This window comes from Lactobacillus sp. HBUAS51381, from assembly GCF_012641095.1.
In the GTDB taxonomy this organism is placed as follows: Bacteria; Bacillota; Bacilli; order Lactobacillales; family Lactobacillaceae; genus Levilactobacillus.
The window spans coordinates 53,953-74,624 of record NZ_JAAVSC010000010.1 but is presented as its reverse complement, the minus strand read 5'-3'; the positions used below and the strand labels follow the sequence as shown (position 1 = coordinate 74,624).

At 51.8% G+C, this 20,672-nt stretch carries 16 protein-coding genes; 11 read left to right on the top strand and 5 right to left on the bottom strand.

All coding sequences use genetic code 11. The features are described from left to right. Positions 1 to 301: 301 nt before the first annotated feature. Complete coding sequence (locus HEQ50_RS05355; protein ID WP_168899495.1) at positions 302 to 1,213, bottom strand: hypothetical protein; 912 nt, start codon at positions 1,211 to 1,213, stop codon at positions 302 to 304. A gap of 213 nt (positions 1,214 to 1,426) precedes the next feature. Here HEQ50_RS05355 and map point away from each other — a divergent pair, with 213 nt between their 5' ends. From map to HEQ50_RS05340, 3 genes are all read left to right on the top strand, one after another. Beyond that, positions 1,427 to 2,215: a type I methionyl aminopeptidase gene (map, locus tag HEQ50_RS05350; RefSeq protein ID WP_168899494.1), complete on the top strand. Its 789-nt coding sequence runs from the start codon at positions 1,427 to 1,429 to the stop codon at positions 2,213 to 2,215. 270 nt (positions 2,216 to 2,485) lie between these two features. After that, positions 2,486 to 3,133, top strand: a complete 648-nt coding sequence (locus HEQ50_RS05345) for a helix-turn-helix domain-containing protein (protein WP_168899493.1) — start codon at positions 2,486 to 2,488, stop codon at positions 3,131 to 3,133. Positions 3,134 to 3,275: 142 nt separating this feature from the next. Beyond that, positions 3,276 to 4,481: a multidrug effflux MFS transporter gene (locus HEQ50_RS05340; RefSeq protein WP_168899492.1), complete on the top strand. Its 1,206-nt coding sequence runs from the start codon at positions 3,276 to 3,278 to the stop codon at positions 4,479 to 4,481. A 108-nt stretch (positions 4,482 to 4,589) separates the two neighbouring features. Here the strand turns inward: HEQ50_RS05340 and HEQ50_RS05335 are convergent, their stop codons facing one another. Beyond that, positions 4,590 to 5,486 (bottom strand): alpha/beta hydrolase, encoded by an 897-nt coding sequence (locus HEQ50_RS05335; protein WP_168899491.1) that lies wholly within the window; start codon positions 5,484 to 5,486, stop codon positions 4,590 to 4,592. 133 nt (positions 5,487 to 5,619) lie between these two features. On the opposite strand from HEQ50_RS05335, the gene HEQ50_RS05330 reads away from it, so the two are divergent. Further along, the gene (locus tag HEQ50_RS05330; protein WP_168899490.1) at positions 5,620 to 6,312 is read left to right on the top strand and encodes a TetR/AcrR family transcriptional regulator; all 693 of its coding nucleotides are present in this window, start codon (positions 5,620 to 5,622) and stop codon (positions 6,310 to 6,312) included. Between the two features lie 65 nt (positions 6,313 to 6,377). Here the strand turns inward: HEQ50_RS05330 and HEQ50_RS05325 are convergent, their stop codons facing one another. Beyond that, on the bottom strand, positions 6,378 to 6,806 hold the full coding sequence (locus HEQ50_RS05325; protein WP_168899489.1) for a MarR family winged helix-turn-helix transcriptional regulator: 429 nt from the start codon (positions 6,804 to 6,806) through the stop codon (positions 6,378 to 6,380). A 126-nt stretch (positions 6,807 to 6,932) separates the two neighbouring features. Here HEQ50_RS05325 and HEQ50_RS05320 point away from each other — a divergent pair, with 126 nt between their 5' ends. After that, the gene (locus HEQ50_RS05320) at positions 6,933 to 7,316 is read left to right on the top strand and encodes a DUF805 domain-containing protein (RefSeq protein ID WP_168899488.1); all 384 of its coding nucleotides are present in this window, start codon (positions 6,933 to 6,935) and stop codon (positions 7,314 to 7,316) included. A 327-nt stretch (positions 7,317 to 7,643) separates the two neighbouring features. Here HEQ50_RS05320 and HEQ50_RS05315 read toward each other — a convergent pair whose 3' ends face one another. Then, complete coding sequence (locus HEQ50_RS05315; RefSeq protein ID WP_211089221.1) at positions 7,644 to 7,949, bottom strand: helix-turn-helix transcriptional regulator; 306 nt, start codon at positions 7,947 to 7,949, stop codon at positions 7,644 to 7,646. A 156-nt stretch (positions 7,950 to 8,105) separates the two neighbouring features. Here HEQ50_RS05315 and HEQ50_RS05310 point away from each other — a divergent pair, with 156 nt between their 5' ends. From HEQ50_RS05310 to uidA, 6 genes are all read left to right on the top strand, one after another. Continuing rightward, positions 8,106 to 10,013: a heavy metal translocating P-type ATPase gene (locus HEQ50_RS05310; RefSeq protein WP_168899487.1), complete on the top strand. Its 1,908-nt coding sequence runs from the start codon at positions 8,106 to 8,108 to the stop codon at positions 10,011 to 10,013. A 299-nt stretch (positions 10,014 to 10,312) separates the two neighbouring features. Continuing rightward, the gene (locus HEQ50_RS05305; RefSeq protein WP_168899486.1) at positions 10,313 to 11,770 is read left to right on the top strand and encodes an NCS2 family permease; all 1,458 of its coding nucleotides are present in this window, start codon (positions 10,313 to 10,315) and stop codon (positions 11,768 to 11,770) included. 326 nt (positions 11,771 to 12,096) lie between these two features. Continuing rightward, positions 12,097 to 12,747 (top strand): VTT domain-containing protein, encoded by a 651-nt coding sequence (locus tag HEQ50_RS05300; protein ID WP_168899485.1) that lies wholly within the window; start codon positions 12,097 to 12,099, stop codon positions 12,745 to 12,747. Positions 12,748 to 13,865: 1,118 nt separating this feature from the next. After that, a complete protein-coding gene (locus HEQ50_RS05295) occupies positions 13,866 to 15,161 on the top strand; it encodes an MFS transporter (protein ID WP_168899484.1) in 1,296 nt (431 codons plus the stop codon). Between the two features lie 87 nt (positions 15,162 to 15,248). Further along, positions 15,249 to 17,135 carry a DUF2264 domain-containing protein gene (locus HEQ50_RS05290; protein WP_168899483.1) on the top strand — a complete coding sequence of 629 codons (1,887 nt, stop codon included), beginning with the start codon at positions 15,249 to 15,251 and terminating at the stop codon, positions 17,133 to 17,135. A gap of 26 nt (positions 17,136 to 17,161) precedes the next feature. Next, positions 17,162 to 18,970 carry a beta-glucuronidase gene (gene uidA / locus HEQ50_RS05285; protein WP_168899482.1) on the top strand — a complete coding sequence of 603 codons (1,809 nt, stop codon included), beginning with the start codon at positions 17,162 to 17,164 and terminating at the stop codon, positions 18,968 to 18,970. Between the two features lie 635 nt (positions 18,971 to 19,605). Here uidA and HEQ50_RS05280 read toward each other — a convergent pair. Beyond that, the gene (locus HEQ50_RS05280) at positions 19,606 to 20,601 is read right to left on the bottom strand and encodes a LacI family DNA-binding transcriptional regulator (RefSeq protein WP_168899481.1); all 996 of its coding nucleotides are present in this window, start codon (positions 20,599 to 20,601) and stop codon (positions 19,606 to 19,608) included. Positions 20,602 to 20,672: the final 71 nt, after the last annotated feature.

The window sequence follows — 20,672 nt, the reverse complement described above, 5'->3', positions numbered from 1 at the left end:
TGCAAGGTTCGAACGGTAACGCCCAGACGCTTTGCCATTTCATTTGGTTTAATCATTGCCACGCTATCCACCTCCATATTATCTTTCTATGGATAGCACGTCATCATTTTCCATATTCATCTACGTATTTCTATGCTATTCTACCTTTTTGCCAATAATTAGTTCCTCCTTCGTATGTCAGTGATGAGGTGATAGGTTTAAGCATACCGGAGTCGTGTAAATCCATGATGTCGTTTTCGTAAAAAGCGTGTAAAAGAAAAGGCGATCATCTCTTTTCAGAAATGATCACCGGATGTTTGATTTAATTATTTTCCGAGGCCAATCCCGTCAATGCTGCGAGCTTGCGGTAGGCAAAGGTCGCGCCTAAGAAGAAACAGGCGGCTAGCATTGCCGCAATCGGTAACGTGTGGAACATGTTTGCCGGCAAGACTAGCGCCAATAGGGGGAAGGCGTAGGCGGCGGGAAGCTTGATGCGCAATAGTTGTAAGAGCAGGAAGACCAACGGCAGGGTGAGCAAGGTGGCCAGTAGCCACGAGCCAATGACCAGGTGGATCAGGACGCCAATGGTAGCGGCACCCCCTAGCGCCACGATGTGTTTGATCGCGAGTTTTCCGCTGTAGCTGGATTTTTGTGAAACTTCAAAGAAGACGACCAAAACCGGTGGAATCCCGGCCATTTGCGGATACCCGGCAATCCAGACCGCTCCGATCCAGATAGCGGCGGCTAGGACGAAGCCCAACATATGCTGGTAGTGCAACGGTTGCCCCGCGGGTTGGCCCTTGTAGTGACCCTGCAGGAGGACGCCCACCATCAGTGTTAGCGTGAATACAAAGATTGCGAGGATAAAGGACCAGTGTGTGGCGTTAATGATAATCGGGAGAAGCCCCGTGGCAAAGGACGGCGCCAGCGTTGATCGTAACACATTGAGCAACAATAAAATGAAAAGCAGGGTGATGCCGACCTTTTCTGGATAACTAATCGGAAATTGGTTGACGATAAAGCCAATTACCGCCGTACCGGAGGGCGCTAAAAAGATTTTGATGGGTTGACTGACCCAGGTGGGATTGTGGTAGATCCACATGCCCGCCGTCAGTGCGCCAATCTCGGGTAAGATAATTTCGTAGTCGTTGCGCCAAGTGGCGATGCTAACCATCGTCAAGACCAGGGCGAAGCCAATGCAGTAGTCGCGGACGTCGCGTTTCGTGAGTGCCATGGGGAAACCTCCTTGTCGTTTTTTTAAATTAAGTCCGAATGGAACACAGCAAAAATGATTGTAACACGTTTCATAAGATTATTCAGGTCTGAAAGGGCGATGAAAACGATGCCATTGACCGATTGCCGCCAATTATTTTTTATGTTGAAGCGGTCGAACAATGGGGTATACTGAAAACAACGCTTAAAACGTAGACAACCCTCAGGAGGCAACATGATTTCTTTAAAATCAACACGCGAAATTCAAGGCATGCAGGCCGCTGGCGATATTTTAGCCGGTTTGTTCCATGCCCTGTCGGACTACATCAAACCCGGGATCACGACCTGGGATATTGACCACTTTTCTTACCAATACATCGTTGACCACGATGCGACACCGGGTGAGCTGAACTTTGAAGGCTATAAATACTCGACCTGCGTAAGCGTCAACGACGTCATCTGTCACGGCTGTCCCAGTAAGGACGTGCTGATTAAGCGCGGGGACTTGATTAAGGTGGACACCGTCATCGACTATCACGGCTATTTGAGTGATGCTTGCCACGCCTTTGTGGCCGGTCAGCCGTCAGCGGAGGTCCAGAAATTAATGGACGTGACGCGTAAGGCCCTCTACTTGGGTATCGACCAAGCGGTGGTGGGTAACCGGATTGGCGATATCGGTTTTGCCATCCAGGATTATGCCGAGACCCAACTGGGCTATGGCGTCGTGCGCGACTACATTGGCCACGGCATCGGCCCGACCATGCATGAAGATCCAGACGTTCCCCACTACGGGACGGCCGGACACGGAACGCGCTTGAAGGCAGGGATGACGATTACCATTGAGCCTATGATCAACGTGGGGAGTTGGGAATGCAGCGCCCCAGCCGAGGATGGCTGGACCATCTCGACCGTTGACGGCAGTCTGAGCTGTCAGTACGAACACACCCTCGTGGTCACGGCGGACGGCCCGAAGATTCTGACCTCGTTTGATCACGAACGGGATGCGCAGTATTTATTAAAATAGAAAGTAAAGCATCCTAAGATTAATCGTCCTAGGATGCTTTATTTTAAGAAAAAATTTTAGAGAAATTGCGGCGTGAGTTGACGCTTTTCATTTAAAAAGGTCCGAATGTGAACCCGTGTCAATGAACCAAACAAATTCACCGTCATATTACCGGTCTGGGTCAATATTTTTGTCGGCATGGCCGTTGATCCCGGTGGGACAAGGATGCTACAAACCTTAGCTTGCTGAATCCGTCGCGTTTCGGTACGCTAAGTGGGGAGGTTGGGAAAAATGAACTTTGCAGAGAACTTAAAGGCCGTCCGTCATGATCAGCAGATGACACAGACGGATGTGGCCACGACACTACACGTGTCACGTAAGACGGTTTCCAGTTGGGAGACGGGGCGAAGCTATCCGGATATTTTAACGCTGGTGAAGTTGGGTGAGCTTTACCAGATTTCACTGGATAACTTATTAAAGGAAGACTTGGTGATGGCCGCGCATTATCAGCAACAGGAACGGCTGGGACAACGCCGCTGGCAAACGATTCGAGTCACCTACTATCTCAATATCGCGCTATTATTTTTGTTTTACAGTTGTCTGATTCTACGGATTCAGCACGTCTGGGGCTATATCTTTCTACTGCTCTTGCTCAATGTCTGGGAATTAGGGAGTACCTACCAAGATTTTGCGGCTTGGCGGCAACACGGTTGGCACTTAACCGGGGTTGTTTTTCTGGTCATGATTTTGAATGCCCTATTACTGCTCACTGCGCGGGGCGTCCCCGCACCGAGTGAGTTTCCGGCTAGTCCTGCCGGAACGGGCGCGGCGATTGGTTATGTCTTGTCTACGGTGGTATTAATTGGGGTCAGTGTCGTGAGCGGAATCTTTGCGATTTATGGTCGGATACCCGCTAAATCATCCCGGAAGGACGCTTGACAACGTCACCGATTTCCCGTAATGTAAAGCGCAACTTAACAGAAAGGGGTGACCAACCGTGACGTTACAAACGTTAATGGCGTGTGTCCCCGCAAACGGACAAGGACGTTTTTCCTCAAAGTAAATTCTAAGGAGAAAAATGATGAAAAACGTCCGTCATGCAGTCCCTTCGTTGGGATTGTTGATTACACTCGTGGGATTTCCCCAAATCAGCGAGTCAATTTTTACCCCGGTACTACCGCAACTTCGCCGGGCCTTTGGGGTGAGTGCCAGCCAAGTTCAGCTCACGATGAGCACGTATTTTGTTGCCTTTGCCATCGGGGTCTTGATGTGGGGACAACTGGCCGACAAGTGGGGGCGTCGACCGGCCATGTTGGTCGGCATTGTCGTGTATTTATTGGGAAATATTGGCCTCTTACTGAGTACTAATTTTTCAGGACTATTGGTCTGGCGCCTGATTCAAGCCCTCGGCGCCAGCGCCGGTTCGGTGGTAACGCAGACCATTATGCGCGAGAGCTTCCGGGGCATCACGGGTGCTAAGATTTTCGCGAAAACCAGCGCGGCCATGGCCTTAGCACCGGCGCTGGGCCCGTTAATCGGTGGGGTCATGCAGACCTATTTTGGCTATCGCAGTGTCTTTGCTACCTTAGTGACGATGGCCGTGGCAGTCGGCTTATACGCCGCCAGCCGCTTGCCCGAGACGCAGACTAGTCGACCGCCACGGTTACGTCAGTGGCACGTGGTTCGGCGGCTGGTAAGTGATCCGGTCGTTTGGGGCTACGGCTTATTGATTGGTGGAATCAATGGCATTTTATTCAGTTACTATGCCGAGGCCCCGTTTATTTTTATCACCCATTTCGGCTATTCGGCCGTCCAATACGGTTGGTTAGGGTTGGTCTTGGCGGGGGCCAGCTTATTGGGGGCTCTAATCGTCAATCGCCTGCTGAATCGGTGGACGCCGGAACAGGTCGCCTTACAGGGGCTAATCTTCAGTACAGCGGCCAGCGGTCTACTGGTACTGGCCGCGTATTGGCAGCAAGCGTCCCTGATGATTGGCGGGATTTTCCTAACTTTTCTCGGCCTTAATATAACCCTCCCCAACGCATTGAACCGCGCGTTGGTCGGCTACGAGACCATCATGGGGAGTGCCAGTGGGTGGTTCAGTTTGGGCTACTACCTAGTGGTGAGTGTGTTGACGTACGGCATGAGCTGGTTACACAACGGAGCAATTCACATATTGCCGTGGTATATGGCGGGGTTGAGCCTGATTATGTTGGCCGTCTGTACTGGACTGGTGCGGCAGCGGCGTTTAGCACCGACGAATAACAGTGATATCGTGAAGAGTTAAAGACTGACAAAATCCTGGGCAAAATGCTCAGGATTTTTTGATTTCTTTATACTGATAAGATTTAAACGTGCGTTGGCAGACCAGCTTTCCTCTCAGAAGTTAGCCCAATTAAGCCACATGTCGCGCCAAGAATCCCCGCACCCGGGTCTCATACTGTTGACGATCCGTGGTATAGCTTCGTAAATGCCCAGCCCGGGGGATGATGCAGAATTCCTTGGCCCCTTGGTAGTGGGTGTACAGCGTATCGGCCATGGCAACCGGGGTCGTTTCGTCTGCTGCGCCGTGGATGAAGAGGGTGGGAAGGTGGCTGTTTTTCAGGGCCGCCAATGGGCTGGCCTGATCGAGACAGTAGCCCGCTTGAAGCTTGACCAGTTTGGACGTGACGTGAACCGTGAAGGCCGGTAGGTGGTATTGGCGATTCACACGGTAGCGGAGCTCATCGACGGCCGATGTGTAGGCGGAATCCATAATGGCGGCCTTTACATTGTGGGGCAGCGTCAGGCCACAGGTCATGCCGACGATGGCGGCACCCATGGCGGTTCCAAATAACACAATTTCCGTGTCCGGGCCTAATTTAGCCAGCGTGGTTTCAACCCAGCAACGGGCATCAATGCGCTCCAGGTAGCCGTAACCGGTGTATTTGCCTGCGCTCTGCCCCGTCGCGCGATTGTCGATGAGCACGACGTTATAATCTAGCCGGTGAAAGAGCAGGGTGTAGTCGGCCATGGATAGCTTATCCGCCCGAAAATCGTGGAATAGCAAGGCCGTGTGTGACGTCGGTCCGGTAGCCGGGATGTACCAAGCGCTTTGGCACAGGCCATCGCAGGTGTCGAGGCACCAAGTGGTCTTGGATAAGGCCGTAAATGCGTGTTGATTGGGCGTCTGTTGTGGGGAAACGGGGGCCGTCGTTATCGGTCGCGCCACGTTCTCCTGAACGAGACACAGACTGATGGACAGTAAATCTAGTAGCAGTAAGCCAATAAAGCCGAAGATGATCGACAACATCTTTTTTCTCCCTTCACGAGGCAAAATAACTGCTTTAAAGATAGGCTGAGTAGCCACAAAAGTCAATAAAAATAGACGAATTAAGTCTAAAAAGTATAAACAATATAATTTGTATCCGCAATAAAAGTACGGTATGATTTGGAAAACGAAGGGACTGACGGGTGTGGTCGATAAGCAAGAGCGTAAGGTTGCGATGATTATGGCAGTGCAAGAGCAGGTGATTGTCCACGGCTTTGCGGGCATTAAAGTGGACGAACTGGCAAAGATCATGAACGTCAGTCGGGCCAAGCTATATCAGTATTTTGGTTCTAAGGATGGCGTCATTACGGCAATGGTGCAGCGTTACTTGGATTACGTCGCGGCCATCGCGATACCCACGAAGATGGAGACGACAGCGGAGTTTGTGACGGCCTTTCCGCAAATTTTCACCGCAAACGTGGCTTACCTGGGCACGACCACGCCCGTTTTTTTACGAGACCTACAGCAGGATTATCCACAGCTTTACCGACAGTTTATGCAGGTGCGGCACGCCTACAATCAACGGTTACTGGCCTTTTATCGGGACGGTCAGATCGCGGGATTTTTTGACGAGGCCATGATTCCCCACCTTGCAGTGCTTCAGGATCAGCAGGTGATTCCGGCAATGTTGACGCGCGAGTTTTTACTCAGTAGTGGGAAATCGGTTGCGGAACTGACTAACGGGTATTTTGGCCAGGTGGTCCGAGCAATTGTGAAGCCGGACCAGCAGGCCGCCGTGAAACAGGCATTGGCCCCGGATCAGTTTGACCGCGTGATTGCGACGTTCTCCCGGATTCTAATGGTTTAATCAAGAATTAGAACAACAACAGGTCCACCACGTCCGGAAGGCGACTTCCAATCGTGGTGGACCTGTTAATTTTGTGGACGGTTAATTTTTTGGAGTAATGTGATCAGTTGCGTACTTTCCGTTGCGGTGAGGTTCTGGGTCAACTGGTTTTCCAAATTGTCGAAGATTGACTGTAAAATGCTCACTTTGGACTTACCAGCGGGCGTCAGAAAAATACGTTTTGAGCGATCTTGAGTTCCTTGTTGGGCATGCTTTTCAATCAGGCCATCACGTTCTAGTAGCTTCAACATGTTGGACATGCTCGCACCACGACGATGAAAATGGTCGGCAATCTCTCGTTGATTTAGGCCGGGATGGCGTGCGATATAGCCGAGCGTTCGGGCTTGCGGTAAAGTCATGTCAGCCTGGCGAGCGCGTTGATCGTAGACCTGTTGCTCTGCAGTTAGAATACTGCGCATTAATTGGTTGAGTTTCCGTGCATCGGTTTGGTCCATGATGGCCTCTTTTCTAGAAATTCTTGACAACTGGCATTTTACGCGATAGACTACGTGCATTGCAAATTAGATATCTAATTTGCTTGGCAAACACTAAAAATTTACGACTACAGGGAGCGCGTGGATATGAAAATGGCTTTAAAAAAGTTTTGGTTGTCACTGTTTGACTTTAGTGGGGAGGCGACTCGTCAGGAATTTTGGTGGCCAGTTGGCATGAACTATCTGATTGGTATTCTAGTCATAGTCCGGTTGGCGTTATTCAAGGGGTATAGCTGGCTAGCGATCCTTACCGTTCAGATGCCGGCCTTACGATTGACAGGACGGCTTATCTTGATGGCAGTCTGGCTCTTACTTCTTTCGGTGAAGGTTAGACGGTTACACGACCTGAACCGCTCCGGTTGGTGGGTTCTCTTGAATCTGGTGCCGGTGGTGGGCGCCGTGTATATGACGGTGATTGGCTTACTGCCTTCGCGGGTTCAGGTGAGAAAGTATGTGGCGCAACGTAACTAAGCAGCCCTGGCGCTTAGAGGAATCAAAGGTAACTGAGAGGGGGAGGAGCGGAGAAATTTCGGAGTCGATGACGCGAATAGCTCCGGGAAAAACTAGTGGTGGCTTCAAAAACTCTGCAAGCAACCGAATGACCAGTGCCTAAGCGCGTGAAGTTACGGCGGGCACTTAGATTTAACGAACGCGCTGACAAAACGGTAGCAAAAAGGTCTGGCGTAAAAAGCCAGACTTTTTTACGTGATTCTAGTATTTGAACTGCCGAGGTGAACGCCGAAATATGGCGGGAATGTTTGCGACCCAACCACGCCTCGACCGATTCAGTTTTACACGTTATTCGTGAATGTGTTCCTTCACCAATTCGAAAATCTCGAAGATGTGCTCATCGGCGAGGGTATACTTGATAAACTTACCCTCGCGTTCACCGACCACCAACCCCGCCTGCCGTAACGTCTTGAGCTGATGGGAGATGGCCGATTGGGAGACGTCCATGACCGCCGTGATTTCGCTAACGGTCCGGCTACTTTGGTACAGTAACGACAGAATTTGATAACGGGTTGCGTCGCCGAACGTCTTGAAGAGGTCGACGCTTTTTTTGATCTCCGCGGCTGTCGGGAGCTGATTATTTTGTTTTTCCATATTCATCACCATGGGACTCATTTTACCATAAAAGGGGCCGGTGAGTTTGTCCACTTTGACAGTTGACACCTGTACAGGATATGTTATGATGAAGCCATACATATGAGCGAGTATTCATATAAACGGATGATGATTCAGACTTAGGAGGCGAGTACGATGCGAGACTATCTAAAGTTAGCTGAAACGAAGCGGGACTTAGCATTGATTCTAGGGAGCATCACGCTATTACTCATCGCCAGTTTTTCACCGTTTCTGAAAGCGATTACAATTGGGCTATACCTGATTGCCTATCTGTTGGTCGGCGGTCCAATTCTGGTTGAAGCGGTGCGTGATTTGTTTACCGGTAAACTCTTTGGTGAGGCCTTCTTAATGACGGTCGCCACAGTCGGGGCACTCGCCATCCAACAGTATCCCGAGGCGGTAGCGGTCATGTTATTCTACCGGATTGGAGAGTTCTTCCAGGACTCCGCCGTCAACAAGTCCAAGCGCTCAATTACGGACCTCCTGAAGATTCGACCGGACTACGCCAATCTCGTGGTCAACGGCCATACCCAACAGATTGCGCCGGATCAGGTGAAGGTCGGCGATACCTTAATCGTGCGGCCGGGTGAAAAGATTCCAGCCGATGGGACGATCACCAGTGGCGAGACCTACCTCGATACCAAGGCGTTGACGGGTGAAACCAAGCCGACGTTGGTTGGAACTGGGGATCAAGCCCTGAGCGGAACCATTGTCAGCAATGGCGTCATTGAACTTCGCGTGGAGAAAGCTTACGCGGATTCGACCGTCGCTAAGATTCTGGAATTGGTTCAGGACGCGACAACGAAGAAGACCAAGACGGAGAACTTCATTACGAAGTTCGCCCGCGTCTATACGCCAGCGGTCGTGGGGATGGCCATTCTGCTCGCAGCTGTACCACCGCTGTTCTTTGCGCAACCCTTCAATGATTGGCTGTACCGGGCGTTAATTTTCTTGGTGATCTCGTGTCCGTGTGCCCTGGTGATTTCGGTTCCCCTGAGTTACTTTGGCGGGATCGGGGCCGCCTCTCGTGCGGGGGTCTTAATCAAGGGCAGTAATTATCTGGAGGCCCTGAATCAGGTGAAGACGGTCGCGTTTGATAAGACCGGGACGTTGACGCGGGGAGAATTTGCCGTGGTGAACGTGGCGCCGGTTAACCGCAGTGAGGCGGACTTAATCCGGCTTGCCGCGACGGCCGAAGTTGCGTCACCGCATCCCATTGCCAAGTCCATTGTGGCTTTAGCGGGCATCGATGCGGATACCCCATCGTCCGCGGAAGAATTGGTTGGTCTGGGGGTACAGTCCCAGCACGATGGTCAGCCGCTGTACGTGGGCAATGCCAAGCTCATGCGTCAGGCCGGCATCACGCGGGAGCTCCCCAAGAGTGCTGCGGGCACCATGGTTTACGTGGCGTTGGCCGATCAGTATCAGGGGGCCATTGAGGTCGCCGATGCCGTTAAAGAGACAACGATTCCCGCGCTGGCAGCCTTGAAGGAAGCGGGCATCCGTCAGACCGTCATGTTGACGGGGGATAACCGCCAAGTCGGTCAAGCCGTGGGTGATCAGATTAAGATTGATACGGTCAAGGCCGAGCTGTTACCGCAAGATAAGGTGGCCGAGATGCGTCAGTTAAAGGCCCAGTTGAAGTCTAAGGAAAAGTTGGCCTTTGTCGGCGATGGCCTCAACGATACGCCCGTGTTGGCCAGTGCCGACGTGGGTATTGCCATGGGGGCCTTAGGATCCGATGCCGCCATTGAATCGGCGGATATTGTGCTGATGAACGACGATCCATTGGCAATTCCCCGGACGATTAACATTGCCAAACGAACGAAGCAGATTGTGTGGGAGAATATCGTCTTTGCCCTGGGAATTAAGATTCTATTTCTCACGTTGGCCGCCTTTGGCATTACAACCATGTGGTGGGCCGTCTTCTCCGATGTTGGCGTGACGCTGATTGCGGTGTTGAATACCTTGCGGCTACTCCTGATTGGCCGGCAAGAAACGCCTCAGAAGATTCAGAAGACGTTGGCCAAAGTCAATGGCTAAGGCGTCTTAAAATTGAAAAATTAGAGCGAAACCCGTTGCCGTTTGGCCCGGGTTTCAGCCAGATAAGTTCGAAGTTACGCAGGTGTTTGGGTGTGTTGTCCCAAACGCCTTTTTTCGTGGGCGGGGCTGACGATAACGCGATAGTTGTCAGGGCCAATCACTGGTGATTAAATCGATTAAGTTCGTTTATCGTATATTTCTCTTGGCTTTATGCGGCAATTCTGGTATAGTTCTTTCTGTAAAGACCGATATTATCGTTTATGGATATTTTAATGTTCGTATTTTAGGAGGAACTCACCGTGGACAAATTCTTTAAGCTTAAGGAATCAGGAACCACTGTTGGAACCGAAGTGGCCGCCGGCATCACGACTTTCTTTGCGATGTCGTATATTCTCTTTGTGAATCCGCAAATTCTGGGCCAAACCGGGATGCCGCAACAGGCCGTCTTCTTGGCCACCATCATTGCCTCGGTTGCCGGGACACTGGTGATGGGCCTGTTCGCCAACGTGCCCTATGCGTTGGCACCGGGGATGGGGTTGAACGCCTTCTTCACATATACCGTGGTCATGGGGCTGGGCTTCACCTGGCAACAGGCCCTAGCACTGGTCTTCTTCTGTGGGATTATTAACATCATCATTACCGCAACTAAGATTCGGAAGATGCTGATTTCGGCGATTCCCATCAACCTGCAACTCGCGATTAGCGGCGGGATTGGGGCATTTATCGCCTATGTGGGATTGAAAAATGGTAATTTCTTGCAATTTACCAGTGATGCCAGCAGTTTGCTGACGGTGAACGGGAAGGCCTTCAATGCGACCCAGGAAACATTTAAGCACGGGATTAGCTCAGTGGTGACCAACGGGAGCATTACACCCGCCTTGGCCGTCTTCAATTCCCCAGCGCTGATTCTGGCCGTGATCGGGTTGATTATCACCGTCATCTTTAAGGTGCGGAAGGTCCCCGGCGCCCTGTTGATCGGGATTCTGACGACGACCGTGATTGGGATTCCGATGGGGGTCACCAATCTTCACTTGGCCAGTGGCTACTCGATTGGCGCGTCCTTTCATCAGTTAGGCACGACCTTCCTCGCAGCGTTCTCCTCGGCGGGGATGGGCTCGCTGTTCGCCGAGCACAATCGCGTGATTCTGGTCTTGATGACGATCCTGTCGTTTAGCCTGTCCGATACATTTGATTCGCTGGGAACCTTTATTGGGACTGGCCGTCAGACCGGGATCTTCTCTGGTAAACGCGAGCTGGAACTGGAAGCCCAACCCGGCTTTAAGTCCAAATTGGATAAGGCGCTCTTCGCAGATTCTATTGCGACCGGGGTCGGGTCCATCTTCGGGACGTCAAACCTGACGACCTACGTGGAAAGTTCCGCGGGGATCGGTGCCGGTGGTCGAACGGGACTGACCAGCGTCGTCGTTTCCGTGCTGTTCCTGTTGAGCTCATTGGCATCGCCGTTGTTGTCAATCATTCCGACGGCCGCGATTGCGCCATCACTGATTCTGGTTGGGATCATGATGATGAGTTCCTTTAGTCAGATTCCGTGGCATGATTTTGGCGAGGCGATTCCAGCCTTTATGACGGCCTTCATCATGGCGTTTGCCTATAATATTACCTACGGGATTGCCGCTGGATTTATCTTCTACTGCCTGGTCAAGACGGTGGAAGGCAAGGCCAAGGAAGTTCACGGCTTAATTTGGATTGTATCGGCCTTGTTTGTGATTAACTTTGCGGTGCTGGCATTTGTTTAAGTGACCAGCAAGCAACGAGAATGCCAGCTGAGATAACTGGCCAAGACAGGATCGTTAGACCGTCGAGCGAAATATGTTAACTTATGAACTGGTGACGACCGGATGTTGTCATCAGTTTTCTTTATGTGAGAATGGAATCAGCCCCACGTTTCGGCAATTTAAGTTCGGAGACACACAGTGTCTGGGTGTTTTGTCCCAGACATGGGGATTCTGATAAACTCACAGATTATTCTTTTTTCTCGCCGCTACCAGCAGGGTGGGCCCTTCAGTATTATAGGAAATAAAGAAGAGACGACCGCAATTCGGCGCGGTTGATGGAGGACCTCATGGGATATCTCATTGATTTTGTGTTGCATATTGATAGTCACTTGGTCAGCATCGTGAATACATTTGGGAGTTCGACCTACCTGATCCTGTTCGCCATTGTTTTTGTCGAAACGGGTGCGGTCATCTTGCCGTTTCTTCCCGGTGATTCACTGTTGTTTGCCGCGGCGGCCCTAGCGGCTAATCCGGCGTATGGACTGCACATTTGGTTATTCGTACCCCTGTTTTTGGTCGCGGCGATTGGCGGCGACTCGCTTAACTTCTACTTGGGGCGCCGGGCTGGTGTGGCGCTGAATCGCCGGTCCTGGTTTGGCAAGTTGATCAATCAGGAACGGCTGGACCAGTCGGCACGGTTCTTTCGTAAGCACGGCCCCATTGCGATTTTTCTGGGCCGGTTTCTGCCCATTATTCGGACGTTTGTCCCGTTTGTCGCCGCCGGTTCGCAGTTTAGCTATCGGCGATTTTTGACGTACAACGTGAGCGCGGCCATCACGTGGGTGACTCTGTGTTGCGGGGGCGGCTACTTCTTCGGAAATATTGCCTTCGTGAAGGACCACTTCTCGGCGGTTGTGCTGGGGATTATCGTGGTTTCGCTATTACCCGCTGTGATTGGGTGGTTAAAGATGGCCTTACAGAAGAAGCGTGTGGACTAGCATTGGCTTGCTACGGTCATCGACCACGTTGGTACTAGTGGAAAAATCATTGAAAGCAATGTTGATTGACCAAGTTTAAGCAGCCAATTCTACGATGGAATCAAATGACTAAAGATTGAAAGTTCACGAACAAACGCCAGTTCCCAGCTGGCAAGGTTTATCGCCATTAAACTAGAGATTAACGCACCTGCGGCTGCCAGAGATTCCGGCGCTGTGGGGACCGCCTGCGGCCTGAGAAGCGGTCTTCCGGCTCGGTTTGAAGCCTGACAAAACCCGTCAGTCTCCAAACACGTCCCGCGCTGTAAGCTGTTGCACAGCTAACACCGCTGTCACGGCTACCTCCATCTCTAGCTGCCTCCGGTTACGATGGTTGTAAACTACTAAACGTGCGGTGACATCGCTGAAATGACCGCGTTTACTACATGTTAATTGGATACACCTCATGTAGCTGTGAGTGATTCAAGTTTGGTCTCAGCCGTTGACAAGAGTGTGCCAACAGGCGGTTAACTGGCGAGCATTAACGCTGATAGGCGGATAATCCCGCCTTTGGATTATTTGTCTATCAGTGTTAAGCGGAGCCAGTTGCCTGTTGGCGCACGTTTCGGCTATGTTGATGACAAGACGACAGCGGGCTGACGGCTCAAAGCGAGGGAAAAGACAGCACTTTGGCTTTTTCCGATTCTTCTCACCGCGATCCAGACCAAATTTGGCGAACGGCAAGGCGGCCAGCACGCGATTATCATATTATAATGATTGTTATCCTTGTCACACTAGGAATCCTAGCTGTTTTCTATCTTTCAACCTTTAGTCAAATGAAACAAAGCGATAGTGGAAAGACGGGTGCGTAGCGGCACCCGTTTTTTAGTCGTGCCAAACCGGTTGGCACGGCGGCCGAACAGCAATGAATTTAGTAAAATAGTGCGAAAAGTCACTGTGTTTTACTAAAATAAGTCTATACTTTACAAAAAAACTGCGTTATAATCCATTTGTAAGCGGTTTTATTAAAGGTAATTTCGAAAGATTTACTGTTGTTCTCGGTCGCAACCAAGCCGAGAACAAAAAATTACGTCAAAAAGAAAGCCCTTACAAAATCCATACATACTTAGGAGTGAGAAGTAATGTCGAAAAAGGATCAGACGGATAAAGACGCCGTCCAGGCTGGTGTCGGGGTCGTTACCAACGCCAAAGTTAAGGACGAGGAACAACCGAAACTGCCTTGGATGGTTTCTTCCGCCATGTTTTTAGCGCCATTATGCTGGTACGGTCCCATTGGGTCTACCCGAAGTGTTTTAATTCCGCAATTATTCGCCCAACTCGATCCCGTACATAAGGTTTGGGCCGTTGGGATTTTAGCCACAGTCGCTTCCATTACCGGGGCCGTTGCCAACCTGTTATTCGGGGCATTTTCTGATGTGACTCGGACGCGGTTTGGGAAACGGAAGCCGTACATTGTGATTGGGACCATTGCCGTTGCCCTTTCATTGATTGTGATTGCCAACGTCAAATCCGTTGTCGCCATCATCTTTATTTGGATTATCGCGGCCGCGGCCGAAAACGCGATTGCGGCGGCGATATATCCGCAAATATCGGACCGGGTTGCCCCGAAATGGCGGGGAACGGTTTCAACCTTCTATGGCGTTGGGTTTACCATTGCCCAACAAGGATTCGCGCTGTTAGCTGCGCAATTCTTGGGTAACGTTAAGATGGGGATTTACTTCATGGCCGGCAGTACCGTGGTCTTGGCCATCATTCATTTGCTCCTGATTAAAGAAAAGGGGAATTTGGACGAGCCTAAAGTGGCCTTGAATAAGGACACCTTAAAGAAGTACTTCTTCTTCCCAACCCACGATGCACGGGACTTTTACCTGGCACTGACCGGTAAGTTCTTCATGGTGGTTGGCTCAACGATTGTCACGACCTTCTTGCTCTTCCTGTTCACCGATTACATCGGTCAGGGAACCAGTGAAGCCGGAAAATCCATTTCAATTTTCTCTTCCATTATGTTAATCATTGGGGTCATCTTTGCCCTGATTGGGGGACCATTAGCCGATAAGCTGAACCGGGTTAAGGCGCCTGTTGTGATTGCGACCTTTGCCTTAGGGTTTGCGGCCTTGTTCCCACTGTTCGTGCAGAAGCCATGGGCAATGTTCGTTTACGCCGTCATCGCTGCCTTCGGTAATGGGTTGTACAACTCCGTCGATGGGGCGTTGAACATGGACGTTTTGCCATCATCCGATACGGCTGGTAAGGACTTGGGGCTCATTAACTTGGCCAACACGCTGGGCCAGATGTTGGGGGCCATGGTGGCTTCCGCCATCGTTGCGGCTTTCGGTTATGGCGCCATCTTCATCTTCGCCATCGTCATGGAATTAATCGGTGGGATCGCCATCGCCATGATTAAGCGTGTACGGTAGATTTTGTGTCACGTGTCATGATGAAAAGACTCTATGTCAGTCACGGCGTAGAGCCTTTTTAACAAGGGATGTAAAGGAGGACTTTACGTGAAACGGCAATTATTTAACGAACAGATCAAGGCTAATCCGCTCAGAAGTAAGGCGGATGTCAAGGCGGCGCTACTCGATATTTTAAGCCCAGCCATGGACGTCTTGAGTCAACAGAAACAAAAGGGTCGGTTCCGCATGAGCGACAGTGGGGCAGTTTATCTCCAAGATAAGACGGAAATCGAAGGCTTCATGCGCCTGCTCTGGGGACTGGGACCCTTCTTCGGCAATGCCGAAAATGTTAAGGGCTATCCAGAATGGTTTGAGTTGGTCACCCAGGGAATCTTGGCAGGGGTCGATCCACAGTCCGACAGCTACTGGGGCGGTGACCTCGGCGATTACGATCAACTTTTCGTTGAAATGGGCGCGCTGACGGCCTTTCTCTACGAGACCAAGCCTAACTTCTGGGACAGCTTGTCGACGACCCAGCAAAAACAGATCATTGACTGGATGAATCAGGTCAATGGCAAGGTCGTACCCAAGACCAACTGGCTCTTCTTCAGGGCGATGGTTAACAAGTTTATCACCGACACCGGGTATGCCGATCATGCCCAGCTGGTGGCCGATGACTACGCGATCACCAACACCCACTACCTCGATCACGGCTGGTCCTACGACGGGTATCAGAATCAGATTGATAATTACATCCCGTTTGCCTACCAGTTCTTCACCTTATTAACGGTTGGCCTGACCGATTGGCAGGGCGACGAGGCGACCTTACTGCGGGAACGCGCTAAGGCCTTTGTCCCCAGCTATGCCAACTGGTTTGCGGCCGACGGGGCGGCCTTACCCTATGGTCGGAGCCTGGACTATCGGTTTGCCCAGGCGGCCTTCTGGGCGGTGGCGGCCTACGCCCACATCGACTTGCCGGATGGTTATGAATTAGGGGACATCAAGCACCTGCTCCTCAACAACTTACGCTGGTGGTTCCAGCAGAACATTTTCACCACGGACGGCTTGATTCCGATCGGCTACGCTTATCCCAACATGGTCTTTGCGGAGGGCTACAATGGTCCGGCCTCGGCTTATTGGGCCTTGAAGACCTTTATCTTTTACGCGCTGCCCGATGACGATCCGTTCTGGACCACGCCGGAGAGTGAGGACTTTAAGTTTGTGCCTTTGAAGAAACAGCCGGAGCCGCGTATGTTGGTGGCCCACAGCAAGACGGGGCAAGAGGTTCAGTCGTTTACGGCGGGACAACACTCGCACGAACACGCGGCCGGTGCGGCGAAATACGAAAAATACGTCTATTCGTCTTCCTTTGGCTTCAGTACGCCTAAGGGGTCGGTCCTGTTGAAGCAGGGGGCCTTTGACAACACGCTGGCGGTCTCCGAATCGGATAACTTCTGGCGGACGGCCTTCAAGTACGCCGATTACCAGATTCACGATGATTACGTTTATTCCGACTGGCAACCGTGGGCCGACGTGGAGATTAAAAACTACGTGATTCCCGCGATGCCTTGGCACGTGCGCGTCCACCAGATTGAGACCAACCGGACCCTGCACATCGCCGAGGGCAGCTTCGCCGGTCCCGACAGTGGCGATCCGCAAGAACACGAAGTTGACGTGCAGACGAAGAATGCCGTCTTCTATCGGACGCGCGTGGGGATTACCGGCTTGGTGGGCTTGTCGGATGATTTGAAAGTCGAGCTGTCCGTCCCGGAACCCAACACCAATATTTACTTCCCGAAGACCAAGATTCCCTTACAGACCGGGATCTTAAAGCCCGGCAAACATACGCTGGTCTCCTTATACTTGGGTGATCGCGAATTGGAAAGCCTAGACGCCGCCGGCCAAATTGTCGTTCCAACGGTAGCCCTGGTGGGGAATCGCGTGGAAATTACCCTGAACGGTCAGACGACCAAGGTCACGCTAGACGAATTTTAAAGAAAAGTTTGGAGGAATCAGACGCTATGGAGAAAGAGTTACTGTACCCAATTACGAATAAATGCCGGTTTGATCAGAAACTGGATGGTCTTTGGAATTTTGAATTTGACCGCGATAGTCAGGGCGTTGCCCAAGACTGGCCAATCCAGTTGCCCGATCCGATTAAAATGCCGGTTCCCGCTAGTTTCAACGACTTCTTCACGGACAAGGATGCCCGTGAATTCACCGGAGACTTCTGGTATGCCAAGCAAGTCTTTGTGCCCGGCTATCTGCGGGGCCAACTGATTGGCTTACGCTTTGGCGCGGCGACGCACCGAGCCACCATTTACGTCAATGGTCAGGAGATTCGCCAGCATGAGGGCGGCTTCCTGCCGTTCTTGGCCGATATTACCAGTGCGGTGAAGTTCGATGAGGTCAATACCGTTGCGGTCAAGATGAACAACGAACTGCATCGCGATGCGCTCCCAGCTGGCGACACGGCGGTCCTGAAGAACGGCAAGAAGATGGCTAAACCCTTCTTTGACTTTTACAATTACTCCGGGTTGAACCGCAGTGTCCACCTGATTGCCACGCCACAGAACCATATCGTTGACTACACGGCGGTCACCACGTTAAAGGATGACGTGGCCACGGTCCACTACACCGTGGCAACCAGCCAATCTGCCGCCAGCGTCAGTGTCACGTTGCGGGATGAAACGGGCCAGGTTGTGGCGACCGGCAATGGCCGTGCGGGCGACCTAGTCGTTCAGCAACCGTTGTTGTGGAAAGTGCGTGATGCCCACCTGTATACCTTAACGATTCAACTGACCGCGAACGACCAGCTGATCGATGAGTATAGCGATGAAATTGGTCTGCGGACGATTGCCATCTCCGGCCATCAAATCTTGGTCAACGGCGAACCCGTTTACCTGAAAGGGTTTGGACGGCACGAAGATAGCATTTATGCCGGTCGGGCCTTCGACCTGAACGTTGAGAAACGGGACTTTGAGTTGATGAAGTGGATGGGCGCCAATTCCTTTAGAACGTCCCATTATCCCTACGATGAAGAGGTTTATCGTTTCGCCGACCGCGAAGGCTTCCTGATCATCGATGAGGTGCCGGCCGTGGGCTTTAAGATGGCCGCCGCTAGCTTCCTGGGCGGCCTGGATCAGTCGTTCTTTGATGGCGATTGGACGACGGAGCTCTACAAGAAGCATCTCGACCAGATTACGGATATGATTCATCGTGACAAGAACCATCCGAGCGTGTTGGCCTGGAGCTTATTAAACGAACCGGATACGTCCAGCAAGTCTGCCGTCCCGTACTTTGAACAGCTCTTTGCGGACACCAAGGCCTTGGACCCCGAGCAACGGCCACGGACCTTTACGCTCAACGAAGATGACACTTTCGATACGTCCTACTGCAAGCAATTCCCAGACTTCTACCTGTTGAACCGTTACCCCGGCTGGTATCACAAGTGGGGCTACGAGATTTCCGATGGCGAGGCCGGCCTGCGCGAAGAACTCGACAAATGGGCGGCTTCGGACATCGACAAGCCGGTGGTCTTCTCCGAGTATGGGGCCGACACGCAGCCGGGCTTACACAAGTTGCCTTCCGTGATGTGGAGTGAGGAATACCAGATCGAACTGCTTCAGATGTTCAACCGGGTCTTCGACTCCTACGACTTCATTCGCGGCGAACAGCCTTGGAACTTAGCCGATTTCCAAACGGTTGAGGGCAACATGCGGGTCAACGGCAACAAGAAGGGCCTGTTTACCCGCGACCGCCAACCCAAAGCGGCCGCCTTCTACTTGCGCAAACGCTGGCTGGGAATCGACCCGAACTTTAAGAATTAGGACTTTAGATCATGATTCGCTGACCAGTAACCTTAACGTTAATGCCCACCTGCGTCAGCCAGAGATTCCGGCGCTGTGGGGACCGCCTGCGGCCTGAGAAGCGGTCCTCCGGCTCGGTTTGAAGCCTGACCAAGATCGCCAGTCTTCAAACACGTCCCGCGCTGTAAGCTGAAAATCAGCTAACACCGCTGTCACGGCTGCCTACATCTCTGGCTGCCTCCGGTTACGGTGATTAAAATTCATTAGATGTGCGGGAACATCCCCAAAATGGTAGTGTTCATCCATGTTAATCGGTCGTATCTCGCGTAGCCGTGAGTGAGTCAAATTTGGTCTCAGCCGTGGGAGTTTCCAAGTGGTTTTGCTTGGAAACTGGCGACTTTGAGACGTGGTTTTTCGGCTCAAAGCGAGGAAAAAGACAGTCCTTTGGCTTTTTCCGTCCTGCCCACCGCGTTCCAGACCAAATTTGGCGAACGGTAAGGCGGCCAGTATTTGCTGTTCTTGAGTCGGTGAGGCTTCTAATTAATTTTCGGCTTGAGCCTGTGGGCGGATCAAGTGAACAGTTAAAACCGCAGTAAAGCCAGGCCCGATAAGTCCTGGTTTTACTGCGGTTTTTAGTTGACGATTGGTTAAAGGCCCTACAGACTGCTGTCGCGCTGGATGATGCGGGTGCTAATCACCACGGATTCGGGAATCTTGTTGGGTTCCTTGATTTGTTCCTGTAGGAGATCGAAGGCCCGTTCGCCCATGATTTCCGTGTAAACGTGGACCGTGGTCAGCGCCGGATAGGCGTATTTGGCGATGGCGACGTCGTTGAAGCTGATGATGTTGACGCGGTCAGGAACCTGAATGTCGTGTTGCTTCAGCGCTTTGAGGGCCCCGATAGCCATGGAGTCACTCCCGATAATGAAGGCGTGGGGCAGGTCGTCTCGTAGCTCGGTAATGGCCCGTTCCATCAGGAGGTAGCCGGAGTCGGGCCCATAACTGCCGGTAAAGAGGTAGTCGGGATTAAACAAGCCTTCGCGGCGCATGCGGGTCCGGTAGGTGGTGGCGCGGGGATCGTACACGGCGTTGTGTTCGGTCAACGTTTCTTCCTGACCGGCAATCAACCCGATATCCTTGATGCCTTCGTCCAGGTAGTGGTTAATGATCCAGTTAATGGGGGTTAAGAAGTCACTCTGTACGCTGTCGAAACCGTAGAGCAGATAGTTCTCGCCAATGAAAACAAGTGGTTTGTGGTAGTCGGCGAGATGGTGGATTTCCGATTCATCGTATTTTCCCACGGCGATGATCCCGGCGTAGTCCGTCAGGTCGATGTGGTCGATATTGTTAAACGAGATGGTGTCCACGGACACGCCGCCACTTAGCGCGCGCGTCTCGATGCCGTATTGGATCTGATAGTAGTAGAGATCGTTGAGCTCTTCTTTATCGGAGTGCCATTGAATCACGGCGATCTTGGCGCCGGACTGCTTGGCCTTCTTAGGTTTCTTCTTGTACTGTAACTTCTCGGCGACCTCTAGGACCTTGCGACGGGTTTCTTCGCTGACGGCCAGGGTGGTATCGTAATTTAGAATTCGTGAAACGGTTGAGGCCGATACGCCGGCGCTTTTGGCCACGTCCTTGATGGTTGTCATCGGACAATCCTCCCTTAATTAGATTTATTTATAGGCTATGTATTCCATTCCATATAATTATTATAGCCGTA